This is a genomic window from Anaerotruncus massiliensis (ex Togo et al. 2026), assembly GCF_030825285.1.
Lineage (GTDB): Bacteria > Bacillota > Clostridia > Oscillospirales > Ruminococcaceae > Anaerotruncus > Anaerotruncus massiliensis.
Window position 1 is genome coordinate 116,422 of the sequence record NZ_JAPJQF010000003.1, and the last position, 16,304, is coordinate 132,725.

Sequence of the window (16,304 nt, forward strand, 5' to 3'; positions counted from 1 at the left end):
GGGCTGTTCGGGCGGCTGCGCGAAATCTTCCGGCGGCTGTGGCGGCGGCGGGCCTACTACATCAACGGCCCGGAGACGCTGCCCGCTCCGCTCTCCAAGGAGGAGGAAAAGATCGTCTTCCGCAAGCTCGAGGAGAACGACGAGGGCGCGAAGGAGACATTGACGGTACATAATCTGCGGCTGGTCGTCTACATCGCCAAAAAATTCGAGTCGACCGGCATCTGCGTGGAGGACCTCATCTCGATCGGGACGATCGGGCTGATCAAGGCGGTGAACACCTTCTGCCCGCAGAAGAACATCAAGCTGGCCACCTACGCCTCCCGCTGCATCGAAAACGAGATCCTCATGCACCTGCGCAAAAATCAATCGCACAGGAACGAAATCTCGATCGACGAGCCGCTCAACATCGACTGGGACGGCAACGAGCTGCTTCTTTCGGATATTCTTGGCACCGATCCGGACAGCATCAACCGTCCCATCGAGGACGAGGCGGAAAAGAACCTCCTGCTCGGCGCGATCAGCCATCTCGACGAGCGCGAACAGCTCATTATGAAGCTGCGGTTCGGCCTGCTCGGCAGCGAGGAGAAGACCCAGAAGGAGGTCGCGGACATCATCGGCATCTCCCAGTCGTATATCTCGCGGCTGGAAAAGCGCATCATCAAAAAGCTCAAGAAAGAGCTGGAAAAGACCCTGTAACGGCACCCCGCTTTACAGGAAGGCCCCGGCACGGAGATTCCGTGCCGGGGCCTTCCCGCGCGTCCCGGAAAATGCTGCCGCGCCGGTCAAGCAATTTTTGGAAAGCGTATGTTTGCAAATTCCCCTGCTCATACTGAATTTAGAAAGATTCGGGTGAGCGGGGTGCGAAACGTGTATTACAACAAGGTGGAAATCTGTGGGATCAATACGGCCAAGCTGACCGTTTTAAAGGAAAAGGAAAAGATCGAGCTGTTAAAGCGCATCCGGCAGGGGGACCAGCAGGCGCGCCAGGAGATGATCAACGGCAACCTGCGGCTGGTGCTGTCGGTCGTGCAGAAGTTTACCAACCGCGGCGAAAATCTGGACGACCTCTTCCAGGTGGGGTGCATCGGACTGATCAAGGCGATCGACAACTTCGATCCCAACCAGAACGTGCGCTTTTCCACCTACGGGGTGCCGATGATCATCGGGGAAATCCGCCGCCACCTGCGCGACAACAATTCGGTGCGGGTAAGCCGTTCGCTGCGCGATCTCGCCTATAAGGCGATGCAGGCGAAGGAGACGCTCATCAACCGCAACTCCAAGGAGCCGACCGTCGACGAGATCGCGGCGGAAATGGGCGCCAAAAAGGAGGACGTCGTGCTCGCGCTCGAGGCGATCGTCGAGCCGATGTCCCTCTACGAGCCGGTCTACTCGGACGGCGGAGACACCATCTACGTGATGGACCAGGTGGGGGACAAGGGCGGCGAGAGCGACTGGATGGACGAGATTGCGATCAAGGAGGCGATGAAGAGCCTCGGCGATCGGGAGAAGAGGATCCTCACGCTGCGCTTTTTCGTCGGCAAGACCCAGATGGAGGTCGCCAAGGAGATCGGCATCTCGCAGGCGCAGGTCTCCCGGCTGGAAAAGGGCGCGCTCGACTGGATCAAAAAACACATCTAAAAAAGGAAGCCGCCCGCGGGCGGCTTCCTTTTTCTTTTCATGGATCAGCGCATGAACAGCGCCTTGAAAATCTTGTCCCAGTAGCCCTGCACGAAGAGGATCAGCACGATGATCGGCAGGATGTAGGAGACGTAGATCCGCGACCATTTGGGGAATTTGACGCCGTTTCCGGTGTCCGCCTCGGTGAGGAAGTTTTTCCAGCCCCATCCGTACCGGGAGGTGCAGAAGAGCAGGTAGACGAGGGAGCCGAGCGGCAGCAGGTTGTTGCTGACGATGAAGTCCTCGAGGTCGAGCACCGCGGAACCCGCGCCGAGCGGGACAAAGCCGCTCCACAGGTTGTAGCCGAGCACGCAGGGGATCGAAAGCAGGATGATCGCCACGAAGTTGACGGCAACCGTCCTTTTGCGGGTCCAGCCCCACAGGTCCATGCCGAAGGAGACGATGTTCTCGAACACCGCGATGATGGTCGAGAGGGCGGCGAAGGACATGAAGACGAAGAAGAGCGCGCCGAACACCCGTCCGCCGGGCATCTCGTTGAAGATATTGGGCAGGGTGACGAAGACGAGGCCGGGGCCCTGCGCCGAGTCGACGCCGAACGCCGAGCAGGCGGGGAAAATGATCAGGCCCGCCATCAGCGCGACGAAGGTGTCGAGCAGCGTGATGCTGATCGACTCGCCGGTGAGAGAGCGGTCCTTGCCGATGTAGCTGCCGAAGATGGCCATCGCGCCGATGCCGAGGCTGAGGGTGAAGAACGCCTGCCCCATGGCGGCGGAGACGACGGTGGTGATGCCCTGGTCGGCCATCTTGCCGAAATCGGGCATGAGGTAGAACCGGAGCCCTTCGCCCGCGCCCGGCAGCGTGACCGAGCGCACGACGAGCACGACCATGATGAGTAGCAGGCAGCTCATCATCGCCTTGGTGATCTTTTCCACGCCGTTCTGCAACCCCATCGAGCAGACGCTGAAGCCGATCACGACGACGATCACCATCCAGATCATCATGAGCAGCGGGTCGCCGAGCATGCCGTTGAAGATGCCGCCGACCTCTTCCGGGGTCTTGCCGACGAACTCGCCGCCCGCCATCTTCACAAAGTAGATGAGCATCCAGCCGCCGACGGTCGTATAGAACATCATCAGCATGTAGTTGCCGAGCATGGCGCCGTATTTATACAGGTGCCATTTGCTGCCCTTGGGCTCGAGCACGTCGAACGAGCGGGCGGCGCTCTTCTGGCTGGCGCGGCCGACCGAGAACTCCATCACCATGATCGGCAGGCCGAGGATGACGAGGAAGAACAGGTAGATCAGCACGAACGCCGCGCCGCCGTACTGTCCCGTGATGTAGGGGAACCGCCAGACGTTGCCGATCCCGATGGCGCAGCCCGCCGAAATCAGCAGGAAGCCGAGCCGCGAAGAAAATTTTTCCCTTTGCACAAAAACACCTCCGTCCCGGCAGGTCCCTGCTCTGCCGGGGATTTCCGTTTGCGGGGTTTACAAATTGTTCATAAAGTTTATCATAAGGGATTTCCAACCAAATGTCAATTGATTGGCGGAAGAACTATTTCCCCAAACGCGCACATATACTTTTATCAAATCAGCACAAGGGGGAAGGGCCATGTTTTGCCGGATGGGGGACCTTCGGAACAAATACGTCATCAACGTGCGCAACGGCAGCAAGCTCGGGTACGTCTCGGACGCGGAGATCGACACGGCGGCCGCCGCGGTCACGGCGATCGTCATCCGCGGCAGGCTGCGCTTTTTCGGGCTGCTTGGCCGGGAGGAGGACACCATCATCCGCTGGCAGGACATCGAGGTGATCGGGGAGGACACCATCCTCGTCAACCACACCCTTCCGGCGCAGGAAAATACGTCGGGCGGGCGCGGAAAGTGGTTCCGTATCCTGGAGGACGACTAAACGCCCCGAAACCGTGCAAAATATTGGTGCGGCGGGAAATTCATACTTGCATTTTTCCTCTCTTTGTGGTAATATATTACGGCTGGCATACTGCCGGTAACACACACACCGCGCGATCATCTGATCGGTGTCCCGGTCCGGGATGATGGGATGAGATGAACGTGGTGGCGGAATTTAACCGAAAGAGAGGAATTTATCATGGGCGTAGTATCAATGAAACAACTGTTGGAGGCGGGTGTCCACTTCGGCCACCAGACCCGGAGATGGAACCCGAAGATGGCCCGTTACATCTTCACCGAGCGCAACGGCATCTACATCATCGACCTCCAGAAAACCGTCAAAAAGCTGGACGAGGCCTACATGTTCGTCCGCGACATGGCCGCGGGCGGCGGGAACCTCCTGTTCGTCGGCACCAAGAAGCAGGCGGGCGATTCCGTCCGCGACGAGGCCACCCGCGCCGGCGCTTACTATGTCAACGCCAGATGGCTCGGCGGCATGCTGACCAACTTCAAGACCATCCGCCGCCGGATCGACCGCCTCGCGCAGTTGCGCAAGATGCAGGAGGACGGCACCTTCGAGCTGCTCCCGAAGAAGGAAGTCAGCAAGCTCAACCTTGAGATCGAGAAGCTCGAGAAGTTCCTCGGCGGCATCAAGGACATGAAGAAGCTCCCGTCCGCCCTCTTCGTCGTCGACCCCCGCAAGGAGAAGATCGCCGTCGCCGAGGCGCGCAAGCTGGGCATCCCCATCGTCGCGATCGTCGACACCAACTGCGATCCCGATGAGATCGATTACGTGATCCCCGGCAACGACGACGCGATCCGCGCCGTCAAGCTGCTGTGCGCCACCATGGCCGACGCCCTCATCGAGGGCCGCCAGGGCAGCACCGAGGTCGCCCCGGAAGAGGCCGCCGCGAAGGAGAACGAAACCGACGAGGCTCCCGCCGACAAGTAATCCCGGCTTTTTGGACGAATAAAAGATATATGGAGGTTTCACGAATGGCATTCACTGCAAAAGACGTACAGGCGCTGCGTGAGCAGACCAATTGCGGCATGATGGACTGCAAAAAGGCTCTGACCGAAGCGGATGGAGATATGGAAAAAGCGGTTGAGATTCTCCGTGAGAAGGGGCTCGCCGCGGCCACCAAGAAGGCCGGCCGCATTGCGGCCGAGGGCGTCGTCCTCGCGATGGTCGACGACGACACCAAGGTCGGCGTTGTGATCGAGGTCAACTCGGAGACCGACTTCGTCGCGAAGAACGACAAGTTCATGGACTTCGTCAAATCCTGCGCCAAGACCGTCGCGGCCCACAAGCCCGCCGACGTCGACGCGCTTCTGAAGCTCCCCGCGGTCGGCATGAGCATGACCGTCGAGGAGGAGCTCCGCGACAAGATCCTCACGATCGGAGAGAACATGAAGGTCCGCCGCTTCACCTATGCCGAGGGCCCGCTCGTCACCTACGTGCACGGCGGCGGCCGCATCGGCGTCATGGTCACCTTTGAGACCGACGTCGCGGACAAGGAGGGCTTCCAGGCCTACGCGAAGGACGTCGCGATGCAGGTCGCGGCGATCAATCCGCTCTTCCTCGACGAGGCTTCCGTTCCCGCGGACGTCATCGAGAAGGAGAAGGAGATCCTCACCGCGCAGATCGCCAACGACGAGAAGCTCAAGAACAAGCCCGCCCAGATCATCGCCAAGATGGTCGACGGCCGCATCGGCAAGTACTACAAGGAGAACTGCCTGCTGGACCAGCCGTTCGTCAAGAACGGCGACATCACCGTGGCGCAGTACACCGAGGAGACCGCCAAGGAGCTCGGCGGCTCGATCAAGGTCACCGGTTTCGTCCGCTATGAGAAGGGCGAGGGCCTTGAGAAGCGCGAGGACAACTTCGCCGACGAAGTTGCCAGCATGATCAAGTAAAGATTTTCCCGTCGAAAGGCGGCCGGTTATCCGGCCGCCTTTTTTGTATGGGGAGGGGGAAATTAATCGCGGCGCGCCCTTTACTTTGACGGGTGATTATTGTAAAATAGAAGGGATGTAATTTCCCCCTCCGGCCCGCGGGCCGGATTGCATAAACGGGGCGCGGAAGCGTCAAAAATAACCATTCCGGGAGGTCATGTATGCCACTGAAGTATAAACGGGTCCTGCTGAAGCTCAGCGGGGAAGCCCTCGCCGGGGAGAAAAAATTCGGCATCGATTACAGCGTCGTGCGCGGCATCTGCGAGAGTATCAAAAAATGCGCCTCGCTCGGGGCCGAGATCGGGATCGTGGTCGGGGGCGGCAACTTTTTCCGCGGCAGGGACGCGGGAAGCATGGACCGCACCCGCGCCGACCACATGGGGATGCTCGCCACCGTCATGAACTCCCTCGCGCTGGCCGACGCGCTTGAGGCGCTGGGGGTGCCCGTGCGGGTGCAGACCGCCATCACCATGCAGCAGATCGCCGAGCCCTACATCCGCGGGCGCGCCGTCCGCCACCTCGAAAAGGGCCGGGTCGTCATCTTCGGCTGCGGCACCGGCAACCCCTATTTTTCGACCGACACCGCCTCTTCTCTGCGCGCCGCCGAAATCGACGCGGACATCATCCTCAAGGCGACGATGGTGGACGGCGTTTACGACTGCGACCCCAACAAGTTCGACACCGCCGTGCGGTATGACAACGTTTCCTTCCAGGAGGTGCTGGAGAAGGGGCTGGGCGTGATGGACAGCACGGCCGCCGCGATGTGCCGTGACAACCGGATTCCCGTCCTTGTATTCAGCCTCGCCGACCCGGACAACATCCTGGCCGCGATCGAAGGCAAAAATATCGGAACCATCGTGAAGGAGGATGACTCAGATGAATGAACGGCTGAACCCCTATAACGAAAAGATGGAAAAGACCATCCGTGTGCTGGAGGGCGAGTTCGCGACCATCCGCGCCGGAAGGGCCAATCCCGCCGTGCTCGACAAGATCACGGTCGACTACTACGGTACCCCCACGCCGGTCCAGGCGATGGCGGCGATCTCGGTGGCGGAGGCGCGCATCCTGGTGATCCAGCCGTGGGACAAATCCACCCTCAAGCCGATCGAAAAGGCGATCCAGGCCTCTGATATCGGCATCAACCCCACCAACGACGGTTCCGTCATCCGCATCGTCTTCCCGCCGCTGACCGAGGAGCGCAGGAAAGAGATCTGCAAGCAGATCAAGAAGCAGGGTGAGGAGGCCAAGGTCGCGATCCGCGCGATCCGCCGCGACGCCAACGAGAAGTTTAAGGCGCTCAAAAAATCGAGCGAGATCAGCGAGGACGACCAGAAGGATCTCGAGGAAGCGACCCAGAAGATGACCGACAAATTCTGCAAGCGGATCGATGAAATTGCCGCGAAGAAGGAGAAGGAAATCCTCGAAATCTGATTCCGGAACGGAGTGTATCCATGTCGAATACGCAGCCTGCCGGCGCCCTGCCCCGCCACATCGGCATCATCATGGACGGGAACGGGCGCTGGGCGAGCCGCCGCGGCCTTCCGCGCAGCGCGGGGCACAAGGCCGGGGCGGATACCTTTGGCAAAATCGCAAAATACTGCCGGGAGATCGGCGTCCCCTACTTGACGATCTACGCCTTTTCCACCGAAAACTGGAAGCGGCCCGCAGACGAGGTGGAGGGGCTGATGGATCTTTTGCGCAGGTACCTGAACGAGATGTTCAAGCACCGGGAGGAGGACGCGCGGCTGTGTTTCCTGGGGGAACGCGGCCCGCTTTCCGACGATATCCGGGAGATGATGGCGCGCGCGGAGGCCGAGAGCGCCAAAAACACCGCGATCACCATCAACATCGCGCTCAACTACGGGGGCCGGGACGAGATCGTTCACGCGGCGCGCGCGCTTGCGCGCAGATGCCTTGCCGGGGAGCTTTCTCCCGACGAAATCGACGAAGAGGCGTTTGCCGGCGCGCTCTACACCGCCGGCCAGCCCGACCCCGACCTGATCATCCGCCCGAGCGGGGAACAGCGCACCTCCAACTTCCTGCCTTGGCAGGCGGCCTATGCCGAGCTGGTGTTTATGGATGTGCTCTGGCCGGACTTTACCCCCGGGCATCTCGACCGCGCCATCGAGGAATACCAGGGGCGGTCGCGGCGTTTCGGCGGCCTGTAATGTCACCCCGCAAAACGGCGGAGGATGGGAGAGTTCTATGAAGGTAAGAATCATCAGCTCCATGATCGGCCTTGTGCTGCTGTTCGTGGTCTTTGTCTTTTTTGATACGGTGCTGACGAACCTTGTGATCGCCTTTATCTGCGCGCTGGCGGTCTACGAGCTGCTCGCCGCGACCGGCTGCACCAGGGATAAGCTCGTGGCGGCGCTGTCGATCGCGTTCGCGGCGGTGATCCCGCTTTTTTCCGTGCAGTGGATCGCCCGGCACATCATGCCGATCTGCTACCTCTATGTGGTGGCGATTTTCGCCGTGCTGCTGCGCCGCCACAGCCTGCTGCGCATCGAGCAGATCGCGATGAGCTTCCTCTTCAGCCTGGTGGTGCCTTTTTCACTGACCACGATGATTTACATGCGCGACCATTGGGGCAAGGCGCTGGGCATCTTCTACGTGCTCGTGACGCTGGGCAGCGCCTGGCTGAGCGACACGGGGGCCTATTTTACGGGGCGCGCGTTCGGGAAGCATAAGCTCGCGCCCGTCATCAGCCCGAAAAAGACGGTGGAAGGCGCGATCGGCGGGATCGTCTTCGCCGAGATCGCCATGCTGCTTGTCGCGCTCCTCTACGGCGCCGTTTCCGGCTGGCTGGGCGTTCCCATCGCGGTCAACGTTCCGGCGCTGCTCTGCATCGTGCCCTTCCTGTCGGCGGCAAGCATGATCGGGGACCTGTCGGCCTCGGTCATCAAGCGGCAGTTCGGCGTCAAGGATTACGGCTCGATCATGCCGGGGCACGGCGGGATCATGGACCGGTTCGACAGCGTGCTGATGGTCGCGCCGCTGGTGTTCATCTTCAGCCAGCACGTCCATCTGGCGGCGTGAGTACATATCAATGAAGGCGGGGCAGAATTTGAAGAAAACAATCGCGCTTCTGGGGTCGACCGGTTCGATCGGCACCCAGACGCTTCGTTGCTGTAAAAATCTCGGATACGGGGTCGACGTGCTTGCCGCAAACAGGAACGCCGCCCTGCTGGAAACGCAGGCGAGGGAGTTTCACCCTCGCTGTGTTGTCGTTTCGGACAAAACGGCCTACGCAGACCTGAAGACCCGCCTCGCGGATACCGATATCCGCTTGCTGGCGGGCGTCGAGGGGATGTGCGAGGCCGCTTCGCTTCCCGGCGTCGACATGGTGTGCAACGCGGTGGTGGGGATGGTCGGCCTGCGGCCGACGCTCGCCGCCATCGCGGCCAAAAAAACGGTCGCGCTCGCCAACAAGGAGACGCTCGTCGCGGGCGGACGGCTCGTGATGGACGCGGCGGAGGAAAACGGCGTGGACCTGCTGCCGGTCGACAGCGAGCACAGTGCGATCTTCCAGTCGCTGCAGGGCAACGACCGCGCGGCGCTCAAAAAGATCATCCTCACCGCGTCGGGCGGGCCGTTCCGCGGCAAAACCGCCAAGGAGCTCGAGGGGATGACCGCAGCGGACGCGCTCCGGCACCCCAACTGGTCGATGGGCGCGAAGATCACCGTCGATTCCGCGACGCTCATGAATAAGGGGCTCGAATTCATTGAGGCGATGTGGCTCTTCGGGCTGTCGCCCGACCAGATCGAGATCGTCGTGCACCCGCAGAGCGTCGTCCATTCGGCGGTGGAGTACGCCGACGGCGCGGTGATCGCCCAGATGGGCACGCCCGACATGGCGGTGCCCATCCAGTACGCGCTGACCTGGCCGCACCGCGCGCCGACCGACGCGAGGGGTCTGTCGCTCACCGGCTACGGCAGCCTCACCTTCGAAAAACCCGACTGCGGGACGTTTGCCTGCCTGGACATCTGCATCGAGGCGGCAAGGCGCGGCGGGCTCTATCCCTGCGCGGTCAACGCGGCCAACGAATACGCGGTCGGGCGCTTCCTGGCCGGGGAGCTCAAATTCCTCGACATCGGGCGGTGCGTCGGGTACATATTGGAGCGTTTTTCCTGTAACGCCGATGAGCTTTACACACTGGAAGAGGTGCTCGAGGCGGAGGATACCGCGCGCGCGCTTGCCGAGGCGTACTGCACGCGCCGGTAATCCGCCGGAATATTGCGCGCGGCGGTAAGAATACTATGATAGTAGCGCCGCCGTATTCGGGCGATTTTATGTGGATTGGAATGTGTTGCGTTCTATGAGTATTGTCTTTCAGGTCGTTGTCGCGGTTTTCGTCTTCGGGCTGCTCATCTTCATCCATGAGCTCGGCCATTTTACGGTCGGCAAGCTCTCGGGGATGCGGGTCAACGAATTTGCGCTCGGCATGGGCCCCGCGATCTGGTCCACCCAGCGCGGCGAAACCAAATATGCCCTGCGCGCCCTGCCGATCGGCGGCTACGTCGCGGTCGAGGGGGAGGACGAGGACAGCTCCGACCCGCGCGCCTACTGCAACGTGCGGCTGTGGAAGCGGATCCTCTTCGTCTGCGCGGGCGCGCTGATGAACCTGTTGCTGGGCTTTGTCATCCTGTCGATCCTCGTCGGGATGCGGCAGAGCCTGCCTACGACGGTGGTCGGCGGGTTCCACGAGGGCGCGCAGAGCAACGCGCGGCTCCAGGCGGGGGACCGGATCCTCCGGGTCAACGGCAGCCGCGTCTTCACCTCCAACGATATCTCCTTCTCCATGGTGAGCGACAAGGACGGCGTGGTCACCTTTACCGTCCTGCGCGGCGGGGAAAAGCTCGAGCTCAGGGATATTGACTTCGGCATGCAGGTCATGGAGGACGGCACCAAGGTCATCAACCTCGACTTCTACGTCGATTCCGCGCCCAAAACCTTTTGGAGCAGCGTGCAATATACCATTTTATGGATGTTTTCAATTGTTCGTCAGGTGTGGATGTCCTTCATCAACCTGATCACCGGCAACTTCACCCTCGCGGAGCTCTCCGGGCCGGTGGGGGTTTCGACGGTCATCGGGCAGGCGAGCATGGCGGGGATCAAGACGCTTCTGCTGCTCGTCGGGTTCATCACCGTCAACATCGGCGTTTTCAACCTCCTGCCGGTGCCCGCGCTCGACGGCGGGCGGCTGCTCTTTTTGCTGATCGAGCTGGTGATCCGCCGGCCGATCAATCCGAAATACGAGGGAATCATCCACACGGCGGGGTTCGTCCTGCTGATGGGCCTGATGCTGGTGGTGACCTTCAACGATATCCTGCGATTCTTTTAGACGGGACGTGAACGGATGACAAGGAAAGTGAACATCGGGAATGTGACGATCGGCGGCGGAAGCCCCATCACCGTGCAGTCGATGCTGAATGTGCCCGCCGGGGACGTGGCGGGCAGCGTCGCGCAGGCGCGGGCGCTCGAGGCCGCGGGCTGCGACATCATCCGCGCCGCCGTGCCCGACCGGGAGGCGGTCAGGCTGGTGCCCGCGATCAAGGCGGCGGTCTCCGTCCCGCTCGTCGCGGACATCCACTTCGACTACCGCATCGCGCTCGACTGCGTGGCGGCGGGGGTGGACAAGATCCGCCTCAACCCCGGCAACATCGGCGGGGAGGAACGCGTAAAGCAGGTCGCGGACGCGTGCAGGGCGGCGGGGGTGCCCATCCGCATCGGGGTCAACTCCGGCTCGCTGGAAAAGCACATCCTCGCAAAATACGGCGCGCCGACCCCCCAGGCGCTGGTCGACAGCGCCCTCTACCACGCGCGCCTTCTGGAAAAGTTCGACTTCACCGACATCGTCGTGTCGATCAAGTCGTCGCATGTCCCGACAATGATCGAGGCCTACCGGCTGGCCGCGGAGCAGCTCGGCTGTCCGCTCCACCTCGGCGTGACCGAGGCGGGCACCGCGCGCATGGGGCTCATCAAGTCGGCGGTGGGCATCGGGTCGCTACTCTGCGACGGCATCGGCGACACCATCCGCGTCTCGCTGACCGCCGACCCGGTCGAGGAGGTGCGCGCCGCGCGCGACATCCTCAAGGCCGTGGGCGGGGGCAGGGGGCCGGAGATCGTCTCCTGCCCGACCTGCGGGCGCACGAAGATCGACCTCATCTCCCTGGCGGGCAGAGTGGAGGAGGCGCTGGCGGACTGCCGTAAGGACATCAAGGTCGCGGTCATGGGCTGCGTCGTCAACGGGCCGGGAGAGGCGCGGGAAGCGGACATCGGCATCGCGGGCGGAAACGGGGAGGCGCTTCTCTTCAAGAAGGGGGCGCCGGCCGGGAAATACCCCGAGGACCGGATCGTGGACGTGCTGCTTGAGGAGATTGAAAAACTGTAGGGTTTGAGGAGTTGTCTGTTTTGGCGTCATTCATCGAGATATTCGGCGATTACATAGAGCTCGTCCCCGGCTGTGACGCAGCGCGCGGCGAAATCTGCGGGCTGCGGCTCGACCAGGCGCGGCGCGCGCTGACCGTCACGCTCGTGTTGGACGAGCTGGTGCCGCGCGGCGCCTTATCCGAGCTCGGCCGCAAGCTGGAGGGCGCGCTTACCCTCGACACGGCGGCCGTCTGCCCGCGTTATCCGGGCGAGCTCTTTTCGAGCGACTACCTGCCCGAGATCATCGCCCGCCTCGGCGGCGAGGGGGTGCCGGTCAACGGCTTTTTCACCGGCAGCCGCGCCGATCTCTCGGGCGACACGCTGCGCGTCTACCTCAGCCACGGCGGCGGTCCCTTCCTCGAGGAGATCCACTGCGGCCAGAAGATCTCCGCCGTCATCCGCGAGGAGTTCGGACGGGAGGTGCAGGTCCTCTTCGACGGGGTGCTCGAGGTCGCGCCCGACAGCGACATCTACCATGAAACGATGGACAAGGCGCGTCCGGCGCCGATCAAATATACACCGCCCTCGCCCCAACGGGCGGAAAAGAAGCTCGAAAACGGCGCCGTCGTTCCCGCGGCGGCGCGGCTCAGCTTCGACGCGCACGACCTGCCCTTCGAGCCCGGCTCGATGGTCGCGCTCTATGGCAACCCGCCCAAGGGCCGTCCGGCCGAGATGGCGGGGGTGAACATCGAAAGCGGCAACGTCACCGTCTGGGGGGATGTCTTCAAGATCGACCGGCGCACCAGCCGGGACGAAAAGACGCTCATCCTTTCGATCTACTTCACCGATTACACCGGCTCCTACTGCGCGAAGGTCATCGGGCGGATGGACAAGAAAATCAAGGCGCTCGACGAGCTCAAGGTGGGGGACACCGTCGTGATGTACGGGCTGATCGAGTACGACCGCTTCGACCATGAGAACGTCCTGCGCCCCGACAGCATCGCCACCGTAAAGAAGGTTCCCCGCCGCGACACCGCGGAGGAGAAGCGGGTGGAGCTGCATATGCACTCCAACATGTCCGCGATGGACGGCCTGACCCCGGCGGACAAGCTCGTCCGCCGCGCCTACGAGTTCGGCCACAAGGCGGTCGCGATCACCGACCACGGGGTCGTGCAGGCATTCCCCGACGCGGTGAACGCCCAGAACGCGATCCGCAAAAAGGGCGGGGACATCAAGATCATCTACGGCGTGGAGGCCTATTTCGTCGACGACGTCGTGCAGGCGGTGAGCGGACATGCCGCCGGAGACTTCGACCGGGAAATCATTGTCTTCGACCTTGAGACGACCGGCCTTTCCGCCGCGACCGAACGGATCACCGAGATCGGCGCGGTCAAGCTGTCGGGCGGGGAGGTGGTCGACCGCTTCAACACCTTCGTGAACCCCGAGCGGGCGATCCCGCCCAAGATCACCGAGCTCACCGGCATCACCGACGACGACGTGCGCGGCGCGCCCTCCGAGGCGGAGGCGCTCGCCTCCTTCTACGAGTTCTGCGGCGGGGACGGGGCGGTGCTCGTCGCGCATAACGCCCCCTTCGACACGAGCTTCCTGAAGCAGGCGGCGCGCCGGTGCCACATGCCCTACCACTTTACCGCGATCGACACGGTCATCCTTTCGCGCTCCCTGTTCCCCGAGCTCAAAAAGCACAAGCTCGACCTCGTCGCCAAGCACCTCGGACTGGGCGACTTCAACCACCACCGCGCCTGCGACGACGCGGAGATGCTCGCACGGATCTTCCTGAGGATGATCGACATCCTCAAATCCGAGAAGGGCTGCAAAAGCATCGACCGGATCAACACCTCGCTCGCGGCGGTCGACGTGAAAAAATCCCCTACATACCACCAGATCATTCTGGTCAAAAATCTCACGGGGCTCAAAAACCTCTACCGCCTCGTCTCCCTCTCCCACCTCGACTGCTACTCGCGCCATCCGCGCATCCCCAAATCCAAGCTGATGGAGCACCGCGAGGGGCTTCTGATCGGCAGCGCCTGCGAGGCCGGGCAGCTCTACCGCGCGATCATCGAGGGCAAGAGCTGGGGGGACCTCTGCGACATCGCCAGGTTCTACGACTATCTGGAGATCCAGCCGCTCGGCAACAACGAATTCATGGTGCGCAACAACACCGTGCCGGATGAAAACGGCATCAAGGAGTTCAACGAGACGGTCGTGAAGCTCGGTGAAAAGCTGAACATCCCCGTCGTGGCGACCTGCGACGTGCACTTCATGGACGCGGGCGACGCGAAGTTCCGCGCCATCCTGATGGCGGGCATGGGCTTTTCCGACGCCGACCAGCAGGCGCCCCTCTACTTCCGCACGACCGATGAAATGCTCAGGGAGTTCGAATACCTCGGCCCCCAGAAGGCGCACGAGGTCGTCATCGATAACCCCAACCGCATCGCGGACATGATCGAAAGCGACGTCAAGCCGATCCCCAACGGCACCTTCACCCCGACGATCCCCGGCTCGGAGGAGGACCTCCAGCGGATCACCCGCGAGCGGACGATGAAGATGTATGGCTACGAGGGACAGGTCCCCGAGCTGGTGTCCAAGCGGCTCGAGCGGGAGCTCGGCTCGATCATCAAGCACGGCTTCGCGGTGCTCTATATGATCGCGCAGAAGCTCGTCGCCAAGAGCGAGGAGGGCGGCTATAAGGTCGGCTCCCGTGGGTCGGTCGGCTCCTCCTTTGTGGCGACAATGGCGGGCATCTCGGAGGTCAACCCCCTGCCGCCCCACTACTACTGCCCCAATTGCCGCCACAGCGAGTTCTTCACCAAGGGCGAGGTGGGCTCCGGCTTCGACCTGCCCGAAAAGAACTGCCCCAAATGCGGCACGAAATATAAGCAGGACGGCCACGACATCCCGTTTGAGACCTTCCTCGGGTTCGACGGGGACAAGGCGCCTGACATCGACCTCAACTTCTCGGGCGAGTACCAGAGCAAGATCCACAAGTACACCGAGGAGCTTTTCGGTCCGACCCACGTCTTCAAGGCGGGCACCATCTCCACCGTCGCGGAAAAGACCGCCTACGGCTTTGTGAAAAAGTACGCGCAGGAGCGCGGGCTCGTGATGACCCGCGCGGAGGAGGAGCGGCTCGCGCTCGGCTGCACCGGCGTCAAGCGGACGACCGGCCAGCACCCGGGCGGCATGGTCGTCGTGCCCTCCAACCACGAGGTGTTCGACTTTACGGCGGTGCAGCGCCCCGCCGACGACGCCAACTCGGACATCACGACCACTCACTTCGACTTCCATTCGCTGCACGATACGATCCTCAAGCTCGACGAGCTCGGGCACGACGTTCCGACGATGTACAAGTACCTCGAGGATATGACCGGCATCGACGTGAACGACGTGCCGATGAACGACCCGGAAGTCATGAGCCTTTTTTTGAAGCCGGACGCGCTCGGCGTCACGGCGGAGGAGATCGACTGCAACACCGGCACCCTCGGCATCCCCGAATTCGGCACCAATTTTGTGCGCGGGATGCTCATCGAGGCGCAGCCGAAGAACTTCTCCGACCTTCTCCAGATCTCCGGCCTCTCCCACGGCACCGACGTGTGGCTCGGCAACGCGCAGGAGCTCATCCGCAACAGGACCTGCACGATTTCCGAGGTCATCGGAACACGTGACAGTATCATGACCTACCTGCTCCTCAAGGGGCTGGAGCCCAAGATGGCGTTCAAGATCATGGAGATCACCCGTAAGGGCAACGCGCCCAGGCTGCTGACCGAGGAGCACATGATGGCGATGAAGGAGCACGGGGTGCCCCAGTGGTACATCGACAGCTGCCTCAAGATCAAATACATGTTCCCCAAGGCGCACGCCGCGGCCTACGACATCGCCTCCATCCGGCTCTGCTGGTTCAAGGTGCACCATCCGCTGGCCTTCTACGCGGTCATCTTCACCGTGCGCGGCGACGACTTCGACGCCGAGGCGGCGGTGCAGGGGAAGTCCGCGACCAAGCGCAAGATCCAGAACCTGCTCGCGATGGGCAACGACCGTTCCGCCAAGGACGAGGGCACGCTGACCATGCTGCAGATCATCCACGAGTGCCAGGCGCGCGGCTTTGAATTTTTGCCGGTCGACCTCTACAAGAGCCACTACAAGCTCTACGAGGTGGAGGACGGCAGGATCCGCCTGCCCTTCATGGCGCTCAAGGGAGTCGGCGAGGCCGCCGCCAAGAGCCTGTGGGAGGAGGCCAAATCGGAATCCTTCATCTCGGCGGATGACATCTCCAACCGCGCCGGGGTCTCCAGCGCCGTCGTCGAGACACTGCGCGCCGCGGGCGCGCTCGGCGACCTGCCCGCGACCTCGCAGGTCACCTTCTTTTGAGTCGTGCCGGTGGAGGCTTTGCAGCGGGCGGGGCGCCCGGG

At 62.3% G+C, this 16,304-nt stretch carries 14 protein-coding genes; 13 read left to right on the top strand and 1 reads right to left on the bottom strand.

Annotation, left to right across the window (positions count from 1 at the left end; translation table 11 throughout):
* The first annotated feature begins 15 nt into the window (after positions 1–15).
* A complete protein-coding gene (gene sigE, locus RCI06_RS02490; protein WP_101553216.1) occupies positions 16–696 on the top strand; it encodes an RNA polymerase sporulation sigma factor SigE in 681 nt (226 codons plus the stop codon).
* 171 nt (positions 697–867) lie between these two features.
* The gene (sigG, locus tag RCI06_RS02495; protein WP_101553215.1) at positions 868–1,638 is read left to right on the top strand and encodes an RNA polymerase sporulation sigma factor SigG; all 771 of its coding nucleotides are present in this window, start codon (positions 868–870) and stop codon (positions 1,636–1,638) included.
* Between the two features lie 44 nt (positions 1,639–1,682).
* On the opposite strand, the gene RCI06_RS02500 is transcribed toward sigG, so the two are convergent.
* A complete protein-coding gene (locus tag RCI06_RS02500; protein ID WP_306573978.1) occupies positions 1,683–3,068 on the bottom strand; it encodes a sodium-dependent transporter in 1,386 nt (461 codons plus the stop codon).
* A 181-nt stretch (positions 3,069–3,249) separates the two neighbouring features.
* Between RCI06_RS02500 and RCI06_RS02505 the strand changes: the two genes are divergently transcribed.
* The 11 genes from RCI06_RS02505 (at position 3,250) to RCI06_RS02555 (ending at position 16,263) form a co-directional block, all read left to right on the top strand.
* Positions 3,250–3,549 (top strand): YlmC/YmxH family sporulation protein, encoded by a 300-nt coding sequence (locus RCI06_RS02505; protein WP_101550715.1) that lies wholly within the window; start codon positions 3,250–3,252, stop codon positions 3,547–3,549.
* Between the two features lie 198 nt (positions 3,550–3,747).
* Positions 3,748–4,500 carry a 30S ribosomal protein S2 gene (rpsB, locus tag RCI06_RS02510; RefSeq protein ID WP_101550713.1) on the top strand — a complete coding sequence of 251 codons (753 nt, stop codon included), beginning with the start codon at positions 3,748–3,750 and terminating at the stop codon, positions 4,498–4,500.
* Between the two features lie 44 nt (positions 4,501–4,544).
* Positions 4,545–5,465, top strand: coding sequence for a translation elongation factor Ts (gene tsf, locus RCI06_RS02515; protein WP_101550711.1), 921 nt, complete (start codon positions 4,545–4,547; stop codon positions 5,463–5,465).
* A 200-nt stretch (positions 5,466–5,665) separates the two neighbouring features.
* Complete coding sequence (gene pyrH, locus RCI06_RS02520; protein WP_101550709.1) at positions 5,666–6,388, top strand: UMP kinase; 723 nt, start codon at positions 5,666–5,668, stop codon at positions 6,386–6,388.
* Positions 6,381–6,935 (top strand): ribosome recycling factor, encoded by a 555-nt coding sequence (gene frr, locus RCI06_RS02525; RefSeq protein ID WP_121585636.1) that lies wholly within the window; start codon positions 6,381–6,383, stop codon positions 6,933–6,935. The genes pyrH and frr overlap by 8 nt, the downstream gene beginning before the upstream one ends.
* Before the next feature lie 20 nt (positions 6,936–6,955).
* A complete protein-coding gene (locus RCI06_RS02530) occupies positions 6,956–7,672 on the top strand; it encodes an isoprenyl transferase (protein ID WP_306573984.1) in 717 nt (238 codons plus the stop codon).
* Positions 7,673–7,709: 37 nt separating this feature from the next.
* Entirely contained in the window at positions 7,710–8,543 is an 834-nt protein-coding gene (locus RCI06_RS02535; RefSeq protein WP_158595508.1) for a phosphatidate cytidylyltransferase, read from the top strand.
* Positions 8,544–8,571: 28 nt separating this feature from the next.
* The gene (locus RCI06_RS02540; RefSeq protein ID WP_306573987.1) at positions 8,572–9,729 is read left to right on the top strand and encodes a 1-deoxy-D-xylulose-5-phosphate reductoisomerase; all 1,158 of its coding nucleotides are present in this window, start codon (positions 8,572–8,574) and stop codon (positions 9,727–9,729) included.
* Between the two features lie 94 nt (positions 9,730–9,823).
* Positions 9,824–10,849: an RIP metalloprotease gene (locus RCI06_RS02545; RefSeq protein ID WP_306573990.1), complete on the top strand. Its 1,026-nt coding sequence runs from the start codon at positions 9,824–9,826 to the stop codon at positions 10,847–10,849.
* A gap of 15 nt (positions 10,850–10,864) precedes the next feature.
* Positions 10,865–11,899: a flavodoxin-dependent (E)-4-hydroxy-3-methylbut-2-enyl-diphosphate synthase gene (gene ispG / locus RCI06_RS02550; protein WP_306573992.1), complete on the top strand. Its 1,035-nt coding sequence runs from the start codon at positions 10,865–10,867 to the stop codon at positions 11,897–11,899.
* Positions 11,900–11,919: 20 nt separating this feature from the next.
* Positions 11,920–16,263, top strand: a complete 4,344-nt coding sequence (locus RCI06_RS02555) for a PolC-type DNA polymerase III (protein ID WP_306573995.1) — start codon at positions 11,920–11,922, stop codon at positions 16,261–16,263.
* Positions 16,264–16,304 lie beyond the last annotated feature (41 nt).

Excerpts from the sequence above, each read along its gene's own strand:
- RCI06_RS02505 (WP_101550715.1), top strand. The coding sequence starts at position 3,250 with ATGTTTTGCCGGATGGGGGACCTTCGGAACAAATACGTCATCAACGTG.
- rpsB (WP_101550713.1), top strand. The coding sequence starts at position 3,748 with ATGGGCGTAGTATCAATGAAACAACTGTTGGAGGCGGGTGTCCACTTC.
- tsf (WP_101550711.1), top strand. The coding sequence starts at position 4,545 with ATGGCATTCACTGCAAAAGACGTACAGGCGCTGCGTGAGCAGACCAAT.
- pyrH (WP_101550709.1), top strand. The coding sequence starts at position 5,666 with ATGCCACTGAAGTATAAACGGGTCCTGCTGAAGCTCAGCGGGGAAGCC.
- frr (WP_121585636.1), top strand. The coding sequence starts at position 6,381 with ATGAATGAACGGCTGAACCCCTATAACGAAAAGATGGAAAAGACCATC.
- RCI06_RS02530 (WP_306573984.1), top strand. The coding sequence starts at position 6,956 with ATGTCGAATACGCAGCCTGCCGGCGCCCTGCCCCGCCACATCGGCATC.
- RCI06_RS02535 (WP_158595508.1), top strand. The coding sequence starts at position 7,710 with ATGAAGGTAAGAATCATCAGCTCCATGATCGGCCTTGTGCTGCTGTTC.
- RCI06_RS02545 (WP_306573990.1), top strand. The coding sequence starts at position 9,824 with ATGAGTATTGTCTTTCAGGTCGTTGTCGCGGTTTTCGTCTTCGGGCTG.
- ispG (WP_306573992.1), top strand. The coding sequence starts at position 10,865 with ATGACAAGGAAAGTGAACATCGGGAATGTGACGATCGGCGGCGGAAGC.